The organism is Sphaerisporangium corydalis (assembly GCF_025506355.1).
Lineage (GTDB): Bacteria > Actinomycetota > Actinomycetes > Streptosporangiales > Streptosporangiaceae > Sphaerisporangium > Sphaerisporangium corydalis.
On sequence record NZ_JANZYP010000065.1, the window covers coordinates 1 to 17409 of the forward strand.

General features: G+C 70.2%; 16 protein-coding genes. 11 read left to right on the forward strand and 5 right to left on the reverse strand.

Annotated elements, in window-relative coordinates:
- Positions 1-309: 309 nt before the first annotated feature.
- The 5 genes from NYZ98_RS32890 to NYZ98_RS32910 all read left to right on the forward strand — a co-directional run bounded on the left by NYZ98_RS32890 (position 310) and on the right by NYZ98_RS32910 (position 3749).
- Entirely contained in the window at positions 310-909 is a 600-nt protein-coding gene (locus NYZ98_RS32890) for a type II secretion system F family protein (protein ID WP_262847508.1), read from the forward strand.
- Between the two features lie 651 nt (positions 910-1560).
- Positions 1561-2052 carry a type II secretion system F family protein gene (locus tag NYZ98_RS32895; RefSeq protein WP_262847620.1) on the forward strand — a complete coding sequence of 164 codons (492 nt, stop codon included), beginning with the start codon at positions 1561-1563 and terminating at the stop codon, positions 2050-2052.
- Between the two features lie 193 nt (positions 2053-2245).
- Positions 2246-2542, forward strand: coding sequence for a DUF4244 domain-containing protein (locus NYZ98_RS41425; RefSeq protein WP_316249625.1), 297 nt, complete (start codon positions 2246-2248; stop codon positions 2540-2542).
- A gap of 171 nt (positions 2543-2713) precedes the next feature.
- Entirely contained in the window at positions 2714-3112 is a 399-nt protein-coding gene (locus NYZ98_RS32905) for a TadE family type IV pilus minor pilin (protein WP_316249626.1), read from the forward strand.
- A gap of 274 nt (positions 3113-3386) precedes the next feature.
- On the forward strand, positions 3387-3749 hold the full coding sequence (locus NYZ98_RS32910; RefSeq protein ID WP_262847510.1) for an Rv3654c family TadE-like protein: 363 nt from the start codon (positions 3387-3389) through the stop codon (positions 3747-3749).
- Between the two features lie 391 nt (positions 3750-4140).
- Here the strand turns inward: NYZ98_RS32910 and NYZ98_RS32915 are convergent, their stop codons facing one another.
- Positions 4141-6471 (reverse strand): DEAD/DEAH box helicase, encoded by a 2331-nt coding sequence (locus NYZ98_RS32915; protein WP_380707368.1) that lies wholly within the window; start codon positions 6469-6471, stop codon positions 4141-4143.
- A 155-nt stretch (positions 6472-6626) separates the two neighbouring features.
- Here NYZ98_RS32915 and NYZ98_RS32920 point away from each other — a divergent pair, with 155 nt between their 5' ends.
- From NYZ98_RS32920 to NYZ98_RS32935, 4 genes are all read left to right on the forward strand, one after another.
- Positions 6627-6977 carry an STAS domain-containing protein gene (locus NYZ98_RS32920; protein ID WP_114029683.1) on the forward strand — a complete coding sequence of 117 codons (351 nt, stop codon included), beginning with the start codon at positions 6627-6629 and terminating at the stop codon, positions 6975-6977.
- Between the two features lie 2 nt (positions 6978-6979).
- Positions 6980-7450, forward strand: a complete 471-nt coding sequence (locus NYZ98_RS32925; protein ID WP_262847516.1) for an ATP-binding protein — start codon at positions 6980-6982, stop codon at positions 7448-7450.
- A gap of 1110 nt (positions 7451-8560) precedes the next feature.
- The gene (locus NYZ98_RS32930; protein ID WP_262847518.1) at positions 8561-10897 is read left to right on the forward strand and encodes a sodium-translocating pyrophosphatase; all 2337 of its coding nucleotides are present in this window, start codon (positions 8561-8563) and stop codon (positions 10895-10897) included.
- Positions 10898-11180: 283 nt separating this feature from the next.
- Complete coding sequence (locus tag NYZ98_RS32935; protein WP_262847520.1) at positions 11181-11663, forward strand: SixA phosphatase family protein; 483 nt, start codon at positions 11181-11183, stop codon at positions 11661-11663.
- 51 nt (positions 11664-11714) lie between these two features.
- Here the strand turns inward: NYZ98_RS32935 and serB are convergent, their stop codons facing one another.
- On the reverse strand, positions 11715-12953 hold the full coding sequence (gene serB / locus NYZ98_RS32940) for a phosphoserine phosphatase SerB (RefSeq protein ID WP_262847522.1): 1239 nt from the start codon (positions 12951-12953) through the stop codon (positions 11715-11717).
- Positions 12954-13065: 112 nt separating this feature from the next.
- On the opposite strand from serB, the gene NYZ98_RS32945 reads away from it, so the two are divergent.
- Together NYZ98_RS32945 and NYZ98_RS32950 are read left to right on the forward strand one after the other, a co-directional pair.
- Entirely contained in the window at positions 13066-13947 is an 882-nt protein-coding gene (locus NYZ98_RS32945; RefSeq protein WP_262847524.1) for a GNAT family N-acetyltransferase, read from the forward strand.
- The gene (locus tag NYZ98_RS32950) at positions 13944-14798 is read left to right on the forward strand and encodes a lysophospholipid acyltransferase family protein (RefSeq protein ID WP_262847526.1); all 855 of its coding nucleotides are present in this window, start codon (positions 13944-13946) and stop codon (positions 14796-14798) included. The genes NYZ98_RS32945 and NYZ98_RS32950 overlap by 4 nt, the downstream gene beginning before the upstream one ends.
- 217 nt (positions 14799-15015) lie before the next feature.
- Here NYZ98_RS32950 and NYZ98_RS32955 read toward each other — a convergent pair whose 3' ends face one another.
- The 3 genes from NYZ98_RS32955 to NYZ98_RS32965 form a co-directional block, all read right to left on the reverse strand.
- On the reverse strand, positions 15016-15564 hold the full coding sequence (locus tag NYZ98_RS32955; protein ID WP_262847528.1) for a DUF11 domain-containing protein: 549 nt from the start codon (positions 15562-15564) through the stop codon (positions 15016-15018).
- A 73-nt stretch (positions 15565-15637) separates the two neighbouring features.
- Complete coding sequence (locus NYZ98_RS32960) at positions 15638-16651, reverse strand: S-adenosylmethionine:tRNA ribosyltransferase-isomerase (RefSeq protein WP_262847530.1); 1014 nt, start codon at positions 16649-16651, stop codon at positions 15638-15640.
- Positions 16648-17361, reverse strand: coding sequence for an SDR family NAD(P)-dependent oxidoreductase (locus NYZ98_RS32965; RefSeq protein WP_262847532.1), 714 nt, complete (start codon positions 17359-17361; stop codon positions 16648-16650). Before NYZ98_RS32965 ends, NYZ98_RS32960 begins: the two co-directional genes overlap by 4 nt.
- Between the last annotated feature and the right edge of the window lie 48 nt (positions 17362-17409).

Genomic DNA, 17409 nt, shown 5'->3' on the forward strand with positions numbered 1-17409 from the left:
TCCTCGTCCCGGCCCCGCCCTCCCCACCCTTGTAACCCACGCCCCCAATACCCTCCCCTGACGAACTGGTCCCCATGGTCCCGGCGCATACCGTCCTCGCTCTCCTCACCCTCCTGAACCACGCCCCCAACGCCGCCCCCTGACGAGGTCGTTGGTCGTGGCGGTCGATGATTTGAAAGGAGTCCTCGCATGCTGGTGGTGGCTGTGGTTTTGGCCGGGGCGGCGGCTTTGGTGTGGATGGGGCCTGATCTGGAGACGGTCAGGTTGCTTTCGTTGGTTCGCCCGCACGACGGGGGGCGGCGGCGACTCGTGGCCGGCCTTGCCCGGTACGTCCGCCGGCCCGATCGGGCGCGCCAGGCGGCCGCCTGGCGTCTGCTGTCGATCGAGCTCTGTCAGGCCGTCGTCGCCGAACTGACCACCGGCCGTACGCCAGGGGAGGCCCTGGCGCGCGCGGCCTCCTGCCTCGAGCCTCCCGACCCCGGCGTCCTCGGACCGGTCGTGGCCATAGCGCGCGACGGCGGGGACGTGGCCACCGCCCTGGAGAGGGCCGCACCCGAACACGGAGGCGAAGGACTGGTCAGGCTCGCCGCCTGCTGGCGGGTCAGCCTCACCGTCGGCGGAGGCTTGGCCGCCTTGGTGGAGCGGCTAGGCGGCTCCCTCAGGGAAGCGGAGGCCCATCGTGCCGAAGTAGCGGCCCAACTGGCCGGACCGCGCTCCACGGCTCGCCTCCTCGCGGTTCTCCCGGCGCTCGGATTGCTGCTCGCGGCCGGCTTGGGCCTGCGGCCTCTCCCGTTCCTGTTCGGCAGCCCGGCCGGGTTCGCCTGCCTTGGCGCCGGTCTCCTGCTGGACCTGGCCGGCGTCTCATGGACCAACCGCCTAGTAGCCCACGCCCAACACCCCGGCACCTGACCGCACGACCCCACATGCCGATCGATTGGATGGCTCATGACCTGGTTGCTCGGCGCAGGACTGGCGGCACTCTCGACGTGGTTGTGGCTCACGCCATGGGACCCCACAGAGAGGCTGGCGCGCCTACAGGCGGACTGTCCGACCCCGGATCCGTTTCACCCTGCCGACCCGCTCAGGTTCGCCGAAACGAACATCCTTAACCCGCCCACCGAAGCTACGTTCATCATTCCCGCACCCTTTGGGACCGCCCGACGGCCAAGCCCGCCGTTCGGAGATCACGTGCTGAATCCCTCCGGGCGAATGTCAGCGCCCAAGAACCTAGATCATCTTCGAGCGCGCGCGTCCATCGGTCCCACCCCCAGACGCGCACGAAGGACGCTCGGAAGAACCGGCGCGACCCTGATCACCACCAACCGATCACGCTCTGCACCGAGCCCTTCCACCTCCGGACATGCGCGAAGAAGGGGCACGCCCCTGATCAGCGCCAGTCGATCACGCTCTGCACCCCATCCTGGGCTGCCTTCCAAGGACGGGCGACTCAAGCACATCATCCGAGAGATCCTTCCGGTGCTCGCGGCCGTTCTCGGAGGCTGTCTCGTCGTCGGCGGGGTACCCGGACTGATCTGTGGCGCCGCCATCGGTGTCGTGGTGATGTTGATCGGCCGCCGTCGCGAGCCGGGCGAGGTACGCCGGAGGCGAGCACGCATCACCGCCGACCTGCCGTTCGCCATTGACCTCATGGTGGCCTGCCTGCGCGCGGGACAACCGGTCAGCGGCGCCCTGTCGGCGGTTGCGGCGGCGCTGGGAGGCCCCCTCGGCGAGCGACTGGCCTGGGTGAACGGGCAGTTACGGCTCGGCGCGCGACCGGAGGCGGCCTGGTCCGCCCTGGAAACCGACCGGCCCCTGGCGGCCCTCGCCCGTGGAATGACCCGGGCGGCGCTGAGCGGAGCGCCGGTCGCCGACGTGCTCTCCAGGCTTGCCGATGACGCCCGGCATGACGCCCGCGCCGCCTCGTCCGCGGCGGCGCGGCGAGTCGGCGTCCAGGCGGTCGCGCCCCTCGGGCTCTGTTTCCTGCCCGCGTTCGTCTTCCTGGGCATCATCCCGGTGGTCGCCGGGCTGGCCGGCCAGGTCTTCGGTGACTGACCGACCGGTCGCAGGGAGCCGGACGACGCCGAGTGCCGGTTGTCCACAGGCACCCTCAAAAGATCTCTGGCCGTCCACAGAACGTCGTTCGGCCCGATCTCGGACCCCCGGCCTGCGCGACGCTGATCTCACCTGTTGAGGGCCGGCGTGGATCAGGCCACGCGGCCGCGATGACGACTCAGGGGGAGGTCCGATGCGCAGGTGGATCAGTGGACATGGTCGGCGCACATCGCAAGCGAGGCGGCTCCGAGAGGGCCACGCGATCAAGCCAGGACTACGGAGGTGGCTGGAGCGGGTCCGCGCCTCGGGACGCAGGCTCGCCGTACTGGCGCACACGCGAGCCGAAGCGGGCATGTCCACCGCCGAATACGCGGTGGGCACCATCGCCGCCTGCGCTTTCGCTGGCCTGCTGTTCAAGATCGTAAGCAGCCAGGAGGTACGGAAAATGCTGTCGGACATCATCGCCCGCGCACTGAAGCTCGCCGGATAACCGGCTGGCCTACTCCCTGCAGAGGGCCGTCTCGGATGCTCGCAGCTTCACCTCACTCAAGCAGCAGGACAGGACTCGAAGGACATCGATATGCCCGCAGAAGCCGCTGCGACAGGCGAACGCGTGGGTTCGGCCACGGTTGAGGATCCGAGTTCGGTCACGGTCGGGGAGGTGGGGTCGGCCACGGCTGAGATGGCGGTCGCGCTTCCTTCGCTGGCGCTGGTGCTGGGAGCGGCTCTATGGGCGGTCACGGCCGTGGCCGCCCAACTGGAGTGCGTCGACGCGGCACGCGCGGGGGCCAGGGCCGCCGCGAGGGGTGAGCCGCTCGAGGCCGTGCGGCAGGCGGCCGGAGGCGCCGCACCTGCCGGTGCCACCGTCTCCGTGACACGGGGCCCTGAGCGGAGCCAGGTGACCGTGGCGGCATCGGTCCGGCCCGGCTGGGTGATCGGCTTACCCGCCATCCCGGTGACCGCGTCGGCGACCTCGGCCACCGAGCCGGGAGCGGACACCCCCTCCGGCACGGGAGCCGCCTCGCCCGTCGAACCCCAGTTCCGAACCCCAGAGGAATGAGGCCCTGCCGGAGGCGGACGGATACTCACCATCAGCCGCTCTCGAGGCGATACGAGCTGGTCGCCAGCGGTGCGGCGGGTCGTGGGTTCGGTGCTGGTGGGCTGGCGGTTTGAAGTTGGGAATTGCCGCTTTTGGTCGTTGATCAGTTCTGGGATCGGTGGTCCGAGGATCGGGCTCTGCGGATCGTGGTTCGAGAGCGGTTCGGGATCGGGTTCAAGTCGAGATCGGGTTCAAGGTCGGTGGGTCGGTGGGTCGACGGAGTGATCGCGGTTGGGTGGAAGGCCGGACTGAGGATGGGGGTTCGGATCGGGGTTCGGCGACGATTTGGGTTCTTGTGGTGATGGCGATGGTCTGGTTTCTGGTGGTAGCGCTGCTTTTTGTGGGTTCGGCTCGGATTGCGCGTCACAGAGCCCAGTCGGCGGCCGATCTCAGCGCGCTGGCCGGGGCGGTCCGAGCGTTTGCGGCTCCGGAGGAGGCTTGCCCGCGAGCACGCGCTCTGGCCGAGGCCAACCGCGTCTCGCTCACACGTTGCGCCGTTCGGGCAGGCGTCGTGGACGTGCGGGTTGCCGTCCGCATAGTGCTTCCCTGGCTGGGAGAACAGTCCGCCACCGCCGACGCCCGAGCCGGGCCCCGCTGAGTGAGCCCCAGCCCGACCGCGTCTCGTTCCCAGTTGGTGATGACCGTCGTCCTCAACCGAGAGCCGTTTCCGCGTGAGCAGTAAGCGACGCGTGAACGATCAGCCGTGTCGATAACAAAGGCTGCAGCCGCACAGCGAAGTGTGGGTGGCCTTGCGAATCGCGCGGTCAGCATCGTGCAGTCCTGCGCGGCGTGGACGGTTACTTGAAACTTGCCGTCATGCGCGGGAGGTCATGCGTCCGGGGCGTTCGGGTTTCGGGGGTGTGCGGGGGTCGGATGTCCGGGGTGTCGGGGGTTCGAGGGTGCGGGCGGTCAGGCGTTCGGGGCGTCCGGGTGTCCGGAGTTCGGGGGCGTGCGGGCCAGTGTCCCGGGGGTGATCGGGTGTTGGGGGGTCAGGGGGTGGGGGGTGGGGTTAGGAGGGTGGTTAGGAGGTGGAGGGCTCCTTGTTTGTCGAGGGGTTCGTTGCCGTTGCCGCATTTGGGCGACTGGATGCAGGAGGGGCAGCCGCGTTCGCATTCGCAGGAGGCGATGGCCTCGCGGGTGGCGGTGAGCCATTCGCGGGCTCGGGCGAAGCCGCGTTCGGCGAAGCCGGCTCCGCCTTCGTGGCCGTCGTAGACGAAGACCGTGAGCAGGTCGGTGTCGGGGTGCGTTTCGGTGGAGACGCCGCCGATGTCCCATCGGTCGCAGGTGGCGAACAGCGGGAGCAGGCCGATGGCGGCGTGCTCGGCGGCGTGCGCCGCCCCTCCGAGGTCCAGGCCTTCGGAGACGAGGGGGGCCACCGCCGTGTCGGGCAGGGTCCACCAGACCGCCCGCGTTCGCAGGGTGCGGGGCGGCAGGTCCAGGGGCTCCTCCCCGAGGATCTCGCCGGTCTGGACGCGACGCTTCAGGAAGGAGACGACCTGGCGTGTCACCTCGACGGTGCCGAAGTGCAGTTCGCCCGGCCCGAGGGGATGGTGCCGAAGGGACTCCAGCACCGAGATCTCGGTGACGTCTCTGGCGAAGGTGGAGTAGTCGGGGTCCTCGGCCGAGACCAGCGCGACGCCGGCGTCCAGGTCCAGCAACTCGACCAGGTAGGTGTCTCCCTGGTGGAGGTGGACCGCGCCGGTGTGGACGGCGGTGTGCGAGGAGGGCTCGTCGACGGTGCCGAGCAGTTGTCCCGTGGAGGATTCCACGACCTGGATCGGCGCTCCGCCCGAACCCCGGATGTCGGCCAGGTTCGCGGCGCGCTCGCGGCGCGTCCAGAACCACCCCTGGGGCCGCCGCCGCAGCATGCCGCGCCGTACGAGATCGTCCAGCACCTCTTCCGCCGCGTCCCCGAAGACGGCCAGGTCGTCCTCGGTCAGGGGGATCTCGGCCGCGGCCGCGCACAGGTGAGGGCCGAGGACGTACGGGTTGTCCGGGTCGAGCACGATCGCCTCCACCGGCTGCCCGAAGAGCGCTTCAGGGTGGTGGACGAGATAGGTGTCCAGGGGGTCGTCTCGGGCGATCAACACGGCGAGGGCGTCCTGGCCGTCGCGGCCGGCGCGCCCCGCCTGCTGCCAGAGGGAGGCGCGGGTGCCGGGCCATCCCGCGATCAGGACGGCGTCCAGCCCGGACACGTCGATGCCGAGTTCCAGGGCATTGGTGGTCGCGAGTCCCATGATCGCGCCCGACCGCAGGGCCTTCTCCAGCACGCGCCGGTCCTCGGCGAGGTAACCGGCCCGGTAGGCGGCGACCCGGGACGGGAGCTCGGGCGAGATCTCCTCAAGGTTGCCGCGCGCGATCAGCGACACGGTCTCGGCGGCGCGGCGGGACCGCACGAAGGCCAGGGTCCGGACGTCGTCGATCACGAGATCGGAGAGCAGGTCGGCCGTCTCGGCCGTGACCGTGCGCCTGACCGGGGCGCCGCCCTCGCCCCGCAGGTCCGTCAGGGGCGGCTCCCACAGCGCGAACGTGGTCGAACCCCGGGGGGAGGCGTCCACGGTCACCTCGGCCATCTCAAGGCCCGTCAGACGCATTGCCGCAGCCGCGGGGTCGCTGACCGTAGCCGAGACGAGGATGAAGGTCGGACTGGAGCCGTATTTGCCGCATATCCGGCGCAGGCGGCGGAGGATCTGCGCCACGTGCGATCCGAAGACCCCTCGGTATCCGTGGCACTCGTCCACGACGATCACCTGCAGCCGCCGCCAGAAGGAGGACCAGCCCGAGTGGTGGGGGAGCATCGAGCGGTGGAGCATGTCGGGGTTGGTGAGGACGTAGTTGGCGTGGCGCCGCACCCACTGGCGCTCGTCGGGCGGGGTGTCCCCGTCGTAGGTCGCCGCCCGCGTCTGCGCGAGCTTGAGATCCTTCACCGCCCGCAACTGGTCGGCTGCCAGCGCCTTGGTGGGCGTGAGGTAGAGGACGGTACCCCCGGAGAGTACCGCCGACACGGCCGGCACCTGGTAGGCGAGAGATTTTCCCGAGGCGGTCCCTGTGGCAATGATCACGTTTTGGCCACGATGAACCAGCTCAGCGGCGGTAGCCTGGTGCTCCCAGAGGCCCTCTATCCCCTGGTTTCGCAGATGGCTGATAATAAGGTCGTCGACCCAATCGGGCCAACGCGCTTCACCCGCCTGACGTGCGGGAACGTGCTCTACGTGCGTGACACGCTCCCGGCGGGAGGGTGCGGCGAGCAGGCGAGAGAGGATCGGGCCCGGTCGCCGTGAGGGTGATGTAGTCGGAGTCACTGGTTTCCAGTTTGGCATCTTGGGGGAGAGTCGCCCGGAGTCGTGATTTCGTATAGACACGAAGGCGGGGCGTGGTTGAATGCCGCGCGTCAGGGTATTGCGCGCTGGGACTTGGGGTCCCAGCATGTCAGACCCCTCGTCGTGGACTCAGCAGGCAAGGCGCTGGAGGATCTGTGGATCTGAAGTTGGACCACCACACTGAAGACCGACTCACCATCGTGGAAGTCGAGGGTGAGATCGATGTCTATACCGCGCCGAGGCTGCGTGAGCTGCTGATCGACCTGGTCAACAAGGGTAACTTCCACCTGCTCGTCAACATGGAGAAGGTGGACTTCCTGGACTCCACTGGACTTGGTGTCCTGGTCGGCGGGCTCAAGCGCGTTCGTGCGCACGACGGCTCCCTGGAGCTCGTCTGTACGCAGGAGCGCATTCTGAAGATCTTCCGGATCACCGGTCTGACGAAGGTCTTCGGGATTTACGCCTCGGTCGAAGAGGCCAAGGAAGCTCACGGCCGAGACAAGTAGTCATGGCCACCGTCGAGCTGACGTTCAGCGCACTACCGGCTCACGTGCGTACGGCGCGTTTGGTCGCAACGGCCATCGCCCGCCGCACGGGTGTCGCGGAGGCGTTGCTGGACGAGGTACGGCTTGCTGTGGGTGAGGCCTGCTCGAGGGCAGTGGAGGCGCACCGCGTCCACTGCCCCGGGGAGCCGATCCGCATCGAGCTGTGCGACGAGTCGGGACGCTTCGAGGTCACGGTCACCGACTCGGCACCGAGCGACGATCTGGAACAGGCGTACAAGGACGAGGATGGGCCGCCGGCCGCCGTCAATGGCACCGCGCTGGCGAGCCTGCTCCCTGCCGACACGCTGATGTCCGGATTCGGCATCGCCGTCATCGCGGCTTTGGCGGATGACGTCGAGGTGTATCCAAGCGCCAAGGGGCTGCGGATCAGGATGAGCTGGCCCGCGGCCACCACCGGTCTCGCCACCGCATAGACAGCGGCTGGACACGCGTCCGACCTGGCTCGGGCGACTTCCGAGCCAGGCCGGACCAGTCCGCCCTCACTCCGGCCCTCCGGCCCGCAGGCTGGCCGCGCGAAGACGAGTCTTTACCGGGGAGATGTGACCCCGGCTGTATGGGTTCGATCTTTCCCCTGGCCCGCTGGTCGGCCGTGCGATATCGAGCCGTAGTCGGCGAGTCGTGATCCGGCCGCGTGGGTTCTGTCCTTCCCTGGCTCGTCCCGTTTGGGTGTGGTCTCGGACAGTTCCACCGACCTGGGCGGGTCTGACCAGTGGGCATAGGACGCTTTCACCTGCCGTTCAGCAGGCAGATGATCGACTGTTCTCGGGAGGCCCTCTTCTAGACGCGGGCCGTCCATCATCTACTGCTCACTTGCTCGTAGATCTCGCCTTGCCACGGCGTGGACTCGGCGTCCGAGCGCATCAGGCCCCCGCAGCGACTCTGCCCGCGCCCCGCGTCGGATCAGCGACGCGCCATGACCGCTCTCCTCAGTGGCTGAGCGACTCTGGCCGCGACCGCGACTCATCGGCCGTGACTTCGCGTTCGACACGGGTCCGGCGTCCTTCAGAGGGCCCGCCGCCTTGCGGTATGTCCCCAGAGGTCGGCGTGGGGTGGATGCGTCACGTGCAAGCTAGGGCGGGCGGCGGGGCCAGGAGCGTGGTGCCGGGCTTGAGGGAGAGGCGATGGGGGGCGGAGCCTGCTCGGGGGTCGAGGGTGGGGCGGGGGGTTGTTGGGGTGGCGGGAGGGGTTGGGGGCCTAATTGTTTGGTAATAATGGGCTGTCCGTAATGCGGACGTCGCGGGGGGACGGGTGGGGAAAACGTCGTTGTTGCAGGGCAAAGCCACGCGTCTTACTGGACGCGGCCCCAATTGGCTGGGTGAAGAGGCTTCATATCTAGCGCGTGCCTGCGTAGACTCCCGGCACCGGCCAAGGTTTTGTCCCCGCAGATCGACGTCGCCCTGCGGGAGGTCTGCGGACAGTTACCGGAAGCGGCACTGCCAATCCAGCTCGGATGCGCGCCGCCCCCCGACTGACTTCGCAGCGCGGTCTGGGCATGGACCTACCCGTCTGGCCGAGGAGGACGGATGTCTAGGCTCTATCTCGCCGCTGACGACGCCGCAGCGGTATCCCTTAGTGGTTCCCATCTCACGATCGTGATCGTGGTGGCCGCGGTGGCGCTTCTCGCGCTCGCCGTAGCAGGTGGGCTTGTACGAGAAGTGCTCGCTGCCCCCCAGGGCACGCAGCGCATGCAGGACATCTCGCGAGCCGTCCAGGAAGGTGCCGCAGCGTATCTGACGCGGCAGTTCCGGACACTCGCCGTTTTTGTGGTGCTCATCCCGTTCCTGCTCTACCTTCTGCCGGCCGAGTCGACGAGCGTCGCCATCGGCCGTTCGGTCTTCTTCGTGATCGGCGCGGTCTTCTCCGCGTTGACCGGGTTCATCGGCATGTGGCTGGCCGTGCGCGGGAACGTCCGCGTGGCCGCCGCCGCCCGTGAGTCGGGCGAGAAGATCGCGATGCGCATCGCGTTCCGCACCGGCGGTGTGGCGGGCATGTTCACCGTCGGCCTCGGCCTGCTGGGCGCGGCGATCGTCGTGTTCATCTACAAGGGCAACGCGCCGAGCGTCCTGGAAGGTTTCGGCTTCGGCGCGGCGCTTCTTGCCATGTTCATGCGAGTCGGCGGCGGCATCTTCACCAAGGCCGCCGACGTGGGCGCCGACCTGGTCGGTAAGGTCGAGCAGGGCATCCCCGAGGACGACCCGCGCAACGCCGCCACCATCGCCGACAACGTGGGCGACAACGTCGGCGACTGCGCCGGCATGGCGGCCGACCTGTTCGAGTCCTACGCGGTCATGCTGGTCGCCAGCCTGATCCTGGGCAAGGCGGCGTTCGGCACCGAGGGCCTGGTGTTCCCGCTGATCGTCCCGATGATCGGCGTGCTCACCGCGATCATCGGCATCTTCGCCACCGCTCCCCGGACCGGCGACCGCAACGGCATGGCGGCCATCAACCGCGGCTTCTTCATCTCGGCGGCCATCTCGGCCGTCCTGGTAGCCGTTGCGGCATTCGCCTACCTGCCCAGCTCGTTCGCCGGCCTGACCGACGTGAGCGACGGCATCGCGGCCATCGACTCCGACCCCCGGCTGATCGCGATCGGCGCGGTGCTGATCGGACTGGTGCTCGCGAGCGCCATCCAGGTGCTCACCGGCTACTTCACCGAGACGAACCGCCGTCCCGTCCGGGACATCGGCGAGAGCTCGCTGACCGGCCCGGCCACCGTCATCCTGTCCGGCATCGCCGTCGGCCTGGAGTCGGCGGTCTACTCCGCGCTGCTCATCGGCGGCGCGGTGTACGGGGCGTTCCTGCTGGGCTTCGGCAACGTGACCGTGGCGCTGTTCGCGGTCGCCCTGGCCGGCACCGGCCTGCTCACCACCGTCGGCGTGATCGTGTCCATGGACACCTTCGGGCCGGTCTCGGACAACGCCCAGGGCATCGCCGAGATGTCCGGGGACGTCGAGGGCGAGGGTGCCCGCATCCTCACCTCGCTCGACGCGGTGGGCAACACCACCAAGGCGATCACCAAGGGCATCGCGATCGCGACGGCCGTGCTCGCGGCGACCGCGCTGTTCGGTTCGTTCCGTACGGCGGTCGAGTTCGAGCTGGCCAACGCGAGCGCCGGGGTGAAGGAGGCGCTGGGCTCGTTCAGCTCCTTCAGCCTCAGCGTCGACTCGCCGAACGTGCTCGTCGGCCTGATCATCGGCGCGGCGGTCGTGTTCCTGTTCTCCGGGCTCGCGATCAGCGCGGTGGGCCGTGCGGCGGGCCGGGTCGTCTTCGAGGTGCGGGAGCAGTTCCGCACCAAGCCGGGCATCATGGCCGGTACGGAGCTGCCCGACTACGGCCGCGTGGTGGACATCTGCACCCGTGACTCGCTGCGCGAGCTGGCCACGCCCGGCCTGCTCGCCGTCCTGACGCCGATCGCGGTCGGTTTCGCCCTCGGGTACGCGCCGCTCGGCGCTTACCTCGCGGGCGCGATCGCGTGCGGCACGCTGATGGCGGTGTTCCTGGCCAACTCCGGTGGCGCCTGGGACAACGCGAAGAAGCTGGTCGAGGACGGCCACCACGGCGGCAAGGGTTCGCCCGCGCACGAGGCCACGATCATCGGTGACACCGTCGGTGACCCGTTCAAGGACACCGCCGGCCCGGCGATCAACCCGCTGATCAAGGTCATGAACCTCGTGGCCCTGCTCATCGCCCCCGCCGTGGTGACGTACGCCGACAACGGCGTGCTGCGCATCGGCGTGACGGTGGTCGCGGTCGGGGTCGTCGTCGCCGCGGTCGTCATCTCCAAGCGGCGCTCGAACAGCATCGCCCCGGCGAACGGCGACACGACCGAGCAGGTCGAGACCGAGAAGGTGTCGAGCTAAACGTCACAGTCGCCCTCTGACGGCGTGCATGCTGTCGGCGGAGGGTGACTGAGGTGTGCTGTCGGGCGTGCCGGTGGACGGCTTGGAGTCGTCGGCCGGCATACCGGACGGTTGATCGTTTTCGCGGAAACCTGCGGCTACCGCCTCGGTGAGGCGGTAGCCGTACGCGTGTCACAGGGCGGGTCAGGTGTGCCCGCTCGGCGCGTCGTCGTGCTCCCCGGTACGTCCCCCTCACCGTCCCTGCGGCATGTCGCCGCGCTCGTCTGATGGGATAGTTGGGGGAGTGAACACGCTCATCGTCCTGAGACACGCCAAGGCCGCTCACACGCCTGGTCTGGCCGACAGAGAACGCCCCCTGACCGATCGCGGCGAGCGGGACGCCGGCCGGGCCGGGGAGACGTTGAAACAGATGGGCCTGTGTCCCGATCTTGTGCTGTGCTCGCCCTCCCTGCGGACCCGGCGGACCGCCGAGCTGGCGCTGGCCGGGCTGGCCGCGGACGCCCCCCTCCAGCTCGAAAGCGAGATCTACGAGGCGTACCCGGACGAGCTGCTCGAACTCGTCGGCCGGACCGACGACGAGGTGGCGACGGTCCTGCTGGTCGGCCACAATCCGGGCGTGCACGAACTGATCATGAGCCTCACCCTGTCCCGGGACGAGGACGGCTTCCCGCCCGGAGCGTTCGCCGTGCTCGAGACCGGCCCCTGGGCGGGTCTCGGTCCGGGCGACGCGCGCATGCTCAGCCGCTGGAACCCCAAGGACCACTGATCACCTGAAGGCCCGACGATCCCTGGACGCCGGGTCGGGCGTCCAGGGAGGTCATTCGGTGGGGGTGCCCAGGGTCAGGTGGGTCAGGCCGTCTTCGGCGTCGGCGGCTTCCACCTCGTCGCGGGAGATGCCGAGCAGGTACAGGATCGCGTCCAGGTAGGGGACGTTCACCGCCGCGTCGGCGGCCTGCCGCAGGACGGGCTTGGCGTTGAAGGCGATGCCCAGCCCGGCCGCCGCGATCATGTCCAGGTCGTTGGCGCCGTCGCCGATGGCCACCGTCTGGCTGATCGGGATGCCCGCCTGCTGGGCGAAGCGCTCCAGCGCGCGCGCCTTGCCGGGTCGGTCGACGATGTCCCCGACGACGCGCCCGGTGAGCTTGCCGCCCACCACCTCCAGGGTGTTGGCGGCGGAGTAGTCGATGCCGAGCTCGGTGACCAGCGAGTCGGTGATCTGGGTGAAACCACCGCTGACGATGGCGAAGCGGTAGTCGAGCCGCTTCAGCGTGCGGACCAGAGTGCGCGCGCCGGGCGTCAGGACGACCTCCTGCCTGACCCGCTCGAAGACGCTCTCGTCGAGGCCTTCGAGCAGCGCGACCCGCTCGTGCAGGGAGGCCGCGAAGTCCAGCTCGCCGCGCATCGCGGCCGTGGTGATCTTCTCGACCTCGTCGACGCAGCCGGCGTGGGCGGCCAGGAGCTCGATCACCTCGCCCTGGATCAGCGTGGAGTCCACGTCCATGACGACCAGCCGTTTGGCCCTCCGGTGCAGGCCGGAACGCTGAACCGCGACGTCGACCTGCTGGAGCACGGCCTCGGCGGTCAGTGCGGTGCGCAGAGCGGCGGGGTCGGCACCGGAGATCGCCAGCTCGATGCAGGTGACCGGCAGGCGGGACAGCCGTTCGATGCGGTCGATGTTGGCGCCGGCCGCGGCGATGCGCCCCGCGATGCCGGCCATGGCCGCGGGTTCCAGCGGGTTGCCGAGCACGGTCACGTGGAGGCGCCCCCTGCGGCGCTTCTCCTTGAGGTCGCTGCCGGTGGTGAGCTCGACCTCCATGCCGAGGTCGTCCGCCGCGCGTTCGACGGCGGCCCACATGGCGCCGAGGGTGCCGCCGGTGCCGGTCGGAGGCCCTCCGGCGTAGGTGACCAGTACGCCGAGGATCAGCCGGCCGCGGATCACCACCTGCTCGACATCGGAGACGTTGACGGGGAAGGAGGCCAGCACGGTGAACAACCGGGAGGTCACTCCGGGTCGGTCAGGGCCGGTCAGCGTGATCAAAAGCGTTCGCTGCTTCATCGTGACCAACGCTACCGACCGCTCAGAGCGAGCGCGCAAGGGGTTCACCATACGGACGGGCGATGGCCATCTGCCCATGTCTTCATGGGTGTGCCACATGAGGAGGCACGCCATGACCCAGGCATTCGCCCATCCCTTCCCCAGAGAAACCGGCGCCGATCCCGCGCCCGCCGCCCGTTTCGGCCCCGCGGCAGGACTTCGGACGAACCCCGCCGCCGACGTCCGTCCCGTCCCTGACGGACGTCCCGTCCCCGACGGAGGTCTCCTGGCGGACGGACGTCTCCCGGCGGACGCGCGCGGCCGCTACACCGTGAGCCTCGCCAGGGACGCCGCCGACATGCGGGCGGCCCAGCGGCTCCGCCACGAGGTGTTCGCCGAGGAGATGGGGGTCCGGCTCGACTCCCCGATCACCGGGCTCGACGTGGACCGGTTCGACACCTACTGCGATCACCTGCTGGTGCGCTCCGGGGACAAGGTGGTCGGCACCTACCGGTTGCTGGCGCCCGGGCGGACCGACCGGCTGTACTCCGACGGCGAGTTCGACCTGTCCGCCCTGCGCGGCATCCGTCCCGGCATGGTGGAGGTCGGGCGCACGTGCGTCCACCCCGACCACAGGGAAGGCGCGGTGATCGGGCTGATGTGGGCGGGGATCGCGCGCTACATGACCAGTGGCGGCCACTCCTGGCTCGGAGGCTGCTGCTCCATCCCGCTGGACGACGGCGGGGCGACGGCCGCCGGCGTGCTGGACCGGGTCGCCCTCGGGCCTGAGCGGTACCGCGTGACGCCGCGCGAGGCGTGGTCCGCTGACGGCGTGCCGCGGCCGGAGAAGTTCGTGATGCCGAAGCTGCTGCGCGGCTACCTGCGGCTCGGGTCGTGGGTCTGCGGGCCTCCCGCCCACGATCCCGCGTTCGGCACGGCGGACTTCTTCGTCCTGCTGTCGATGGCCAACATCGACGCCCGCTACCTGCGGCACTTCCTCGGGGTGACGGGATGAGCCTCTGGCTGCCCGAGGGGCCGTGTACCGTCGCCTCCTGCGTCTCCGCCCCCGTGGACGCGGCCGGGCGCGTACGGCGGGCGTCCCGCCTGCTGGGGGCCCTCCTGGTCGTGCTGGCCGGGCTCCCGTGGGCGCTCGTGGCGGGGCGGTTCGGCGACACCCGCCAGGCCGTCGCGACGATGCTGTGGGCGCGGGCCTTCCTGCGCGTCCTCGGGGTGCGCCTCGCGGTCCGCCCCGGCGAGCCCCACGCCGGGGGCGCGCTGCTGGTCGCCAACCACATCTCCTGGCTGGACCCGCTGGTGGTCGCGGCCACGGTGCCGTGCCGGGCCGTCGCCAAGGCCGAGATCGCGCGCTGGCCGGTGATCCGCTCGCTCGTGGCGGGCGGTGGCACGATCTTCATCGACCGGGACCGCCTGTCCACGCTTCCCGCGACCGTGCGCGTGGTCGCCGGAGCGCTCAGGGACGGCCGGTCGGTCGTGGCCTTCCCTGAGGGCACGACCTGGTGCGGGCGGGGGATGGGACCGTTCCGCCCGGCGATGTTCCAGGCGGCGATCGACTCGGGCGCCCCGGTCAGGCCGATCGGGCTGAGGTTCTGTGATCGCGAGGGCCGTCTGGCGACCGGCCCCGCCTTCGTGGGGGACGACACCCTGCTCGCGTCCCTGCTGCGGGTGGTCGCGGCCAGGGGGCTGGTCGCCGAGGTGACCATGTTCCCTGTCATCACCCACGAGGGCCGGGACGATGTCACCCGGCGCGCCCTCGCCGAGGCGGCGCGTACCGTGCTGACCGGCGAGCCCGCCCCCGTGACCGGCGAGCTCGTGCCGCACCGCCACGAGCTCACGGCGGCGGCCTGACGGCCGACAGCCCGGGGAAAGGCGAAGCGGCCGTCGCGTTTCGCGACGGCCGCTCCCGAGACGCTCAGGCGTGACCCGGCGGCGTGAGCCGTCGAGCCGGCGATTTGTGGTACGCATGGCACCTCTGCACGCGTGTGAACCCCCGTACAGTGCCGGCCGGCCGCGTGTCTCGTCGATCCCCTGCCAGCCGCCCCCGATCAGCGGCTCCCGTCACAGGTCAGCGGACGATCCGGGTGCGGAAGCTCTTGAACTTGGCGTCGCTCTGCAGGTCGAGCTTGTCCAGCTCCTCCTCGTTGGTGACGTCCACGCCCTCGGGGACGTCGATCGAGAAGGCACCGAAGTCGGCGTACGCGTACCCGTGGGTGCTCCGCTTCAGCCATACCTTGATCTTGAAGCTGGCCGACTTGTTCGGCTTCAGCGTGTCGAAGATGCAGAACAGTTCGCGGCCCGAGACGTCGCAGAACGTCTTCGACCCCGCGCCCACGACCCGGATCTTGCTGGCGCCCCTGGGGAGCGAGCCCAGGATCCCGGCGAAGTCGGTCGGCCACTCGCCCTTGTTGGTGCTCTTCAGCGAGTAGGTGATCGTCCCGCCGCGGCGGACGGTCTTGTTCCAGATGACCTTGGTGTAGAGGGGGGACTGCGGGGCGGCGACCGCCTGGGTGGCGCTCGCGGGGGCCGCGGCCGCGGTGGCCGGGATGGCGAGCGAGGCGCCCGCCAGTGATCCGGCCAGGGTGAGTGCGGCTAGTGCGGAGAGGTGCCGGCGCATGCGTTATCTCCCGTGAAGTGATCCGAATGACGTCGTCCAGCATCGATGTATCGACTTGGAACGCCCTTGCACATCACTTTATGCGGATTTGATATGGCGTGATCATGTGCAGGTCGCCGAATTCATGCCACAAATAGCCCTCGCGGAGCGCTTCGTCGTACGACCGGGACAGCAGGTCCTCGCCGGCGATGGCCGACAACATCATGAGGTGGCTGGAGCGGGGCTCGTGCAGGCCGGTGATCAGCCCGTCCACCACGCGGACGCCCCCGGCAGGGGTGACGACGTGCGAGGTCCAGCCCTCGGCCGCGCGCACCTCCCCCGAGCCGTGCAGCGCCGCCGTCTCCAGCGCGCGCACGACCGTCGTGCCCACCGCGATGACCCGTCCCTCGGCCTGGTTCACCAGCCGGGCCGTCTGGACGGGCACCCGGTAGCGCTCCGGGTAGGGCGGCTCGTCCTTCTCCGGGGACGCGACGCCGGTGTGCAGGGTGATCGGCGCGACCATGACGCCTCGGCTGACCAGCGCGGTGACCAGCTCGTGGCTGAACGGGCGCCCGGCGCTCGGCATCTCCGCGCTGCCCGGCCGCACGCCGAAGACGGTCTGGTAGGCCGACAGCGGCCAGTCCCGCTCCACGTAGGAGTACCGGATCGGCACCCCGTACTCCCGCAGGTACGCCGGGACGTCGCGGTCGGCGCGCGCCCGCCAGAGCCTCGGCGTCTCGCGCTCCAGCAGGCGCAGCGTGGCGCCCCCGGGAAGCGGCAGCCACTCGCCGGGCTCGCCCCCGTTGTAGGGCCCGGTCGTACCCGCCGTGCGGCGCCGCAGCTCCACGAGCCACGAGCCGTCCTCCCGCTCGGTGGAGAAGTGGACCGACAGCCGGTCGAGCCGGACGGCCGCCGGCAGGGTGGCCGAGTCGTTGACCACCAGCAGGTCGCCGGGGCGCAGCAGGGTGGGCAGGTCGGTGAAGGCGTGGTGGGTGACCGACCCGGTGTCGGTGCCGGACACCATGAGCCGCACGGCGTCGCGCGCCAGCCCGCGCGCCTCCGGCGGCTCGTGCGCCTCGCGGACCCGGGGGAGGTCGAAGGTGATCACCGGATCACCCGGCCACTGGCGGGCCGCCGTTTGACCAGGTCGGCCAGGAACGGCGCCACCGTCTCGGGATCGGCCGCGCCCGCCGCCTCCTCCGCGCCCACGGCGTCGGTCAGCATGCCCGTGCGCATCTCTCCCGGGTCCACCCACCAGACGGCGATTTCGGGCTCCTCGGCCGCGAGCACGTGGGAGAGCTGGTCGAGCGCCGCCTTGGTCAGCCCGTACCCGCCCCAGCCCGCGTACGCCCCCACCGCCGCGTCGGACGAGATGTTGATCACGGCGCCCCGGCGCTCGCGCAGGCCGGGCAGCGTCTCCTGGATCAGCGCCAGCGGCGCGAGCACGTTGCTCCGCAGGGCCTCCGACAGCGCGTCGAGCGGGTAGTCCGCCAGCGGGGGCAGGGGGACGGCGCCGAGCGAGCTCGCGTTGTTGACCAGCAGGTCGAGGCCGCCGAGCTCGTGTACGGCCCGCGCCAGGCGTGCGCGGTGGGCCGGATCGGCGACGTCGCCGGCGATGGCCGTCGCGCCGGTCTCCCGCGCGGCGCTGTCCAGGTCCGCCGCGCCCCGCGCGGTGATGACCAGCTGCCAGCCGCCGGCCGCGAGGGCCTTGGCCAGCGCGAGGCCGAGACCCCGTGAGGCGCCGGTGACCAGGGCGGTGGGCCGTGCCGGGGACGCCCCCGCTGGGGTTTCTGTTGTGGATCGGGTGTCTTTCGCCATGGGCATGACGCTAGGAGTGGTACGTCCGCCGGGGCATCGGCCGCACGT

Coding starts and splice junctions, on each gene's coding strand:
- NYZ98_RS32895 (WP_262847620.1), top strand. CDS start 1,561: ATGTTGATCGGCCGCCGTCGCGAGCCGGGCGAGGTACGCCGGAGGCGA.
- NYZ98_RS41425 (WP_316249625.1), top strand. CDS start 2,246: ATGCGCAGGTGGATCAGTGGACATGGTCGGCGCACATCGCAAGCGAGG.
- NYZ98_RS32915 (WP_380707368.1), bottom strand. CDS start 6,471: ATGCCAAACTGGAAACCAGTGACTCCGACTACATCACCCTCACGGCGA.
- NYZ98_RS32925 (WP_262847516.1), top strand. CDS start 6,980: ATGGCCACCGTCGAGCTGACGTTCAGCGCACTACCGGCTCACGTGCGT.
- NYZ98_RS32930 (WP_262847518.1), top strand. CDS start 8,561: ATGTCTAGGCTCTATCTCGCCGCTGACGACGCCGCAGCGGTATCCCTT.
- serB (WP_262847522.1), bottom strand. CDS start 12,953: ATGAAGCAGCGAACGCTTTTGATCACGCTGACCGGCCCTGACCGACCC.
- NYZ98_RS32945 (WP_262847524.1), top strand. CDS start 13,066: ATGACCCAGGCATTCGCCCATCCCTTCCCCAGAGAAACCGGCGCCGAT.
- NYZ98_RS32950 (WP_262847526.1), top strand. CDS start 13,944: ATGAGCCTCTGGCTGCCCGAGGGGCCGTGTACCGTCGCCTCCTGCGTC.
- NYZ98_RS32955 (WP_262847528.1), bottom strand. CDS start 15,564: ATGCGCCGGCACCTCTCCGCACTAGCCGCACTCACCCTGGCCGGATCA.
- NYZ98_RS32965 (WP_262847532.1), bottom strand. CDS start 17,361: ATGGCGAAAGACACCCGATCCACAACAGAAACCCCAGCGGGGGCGTCC.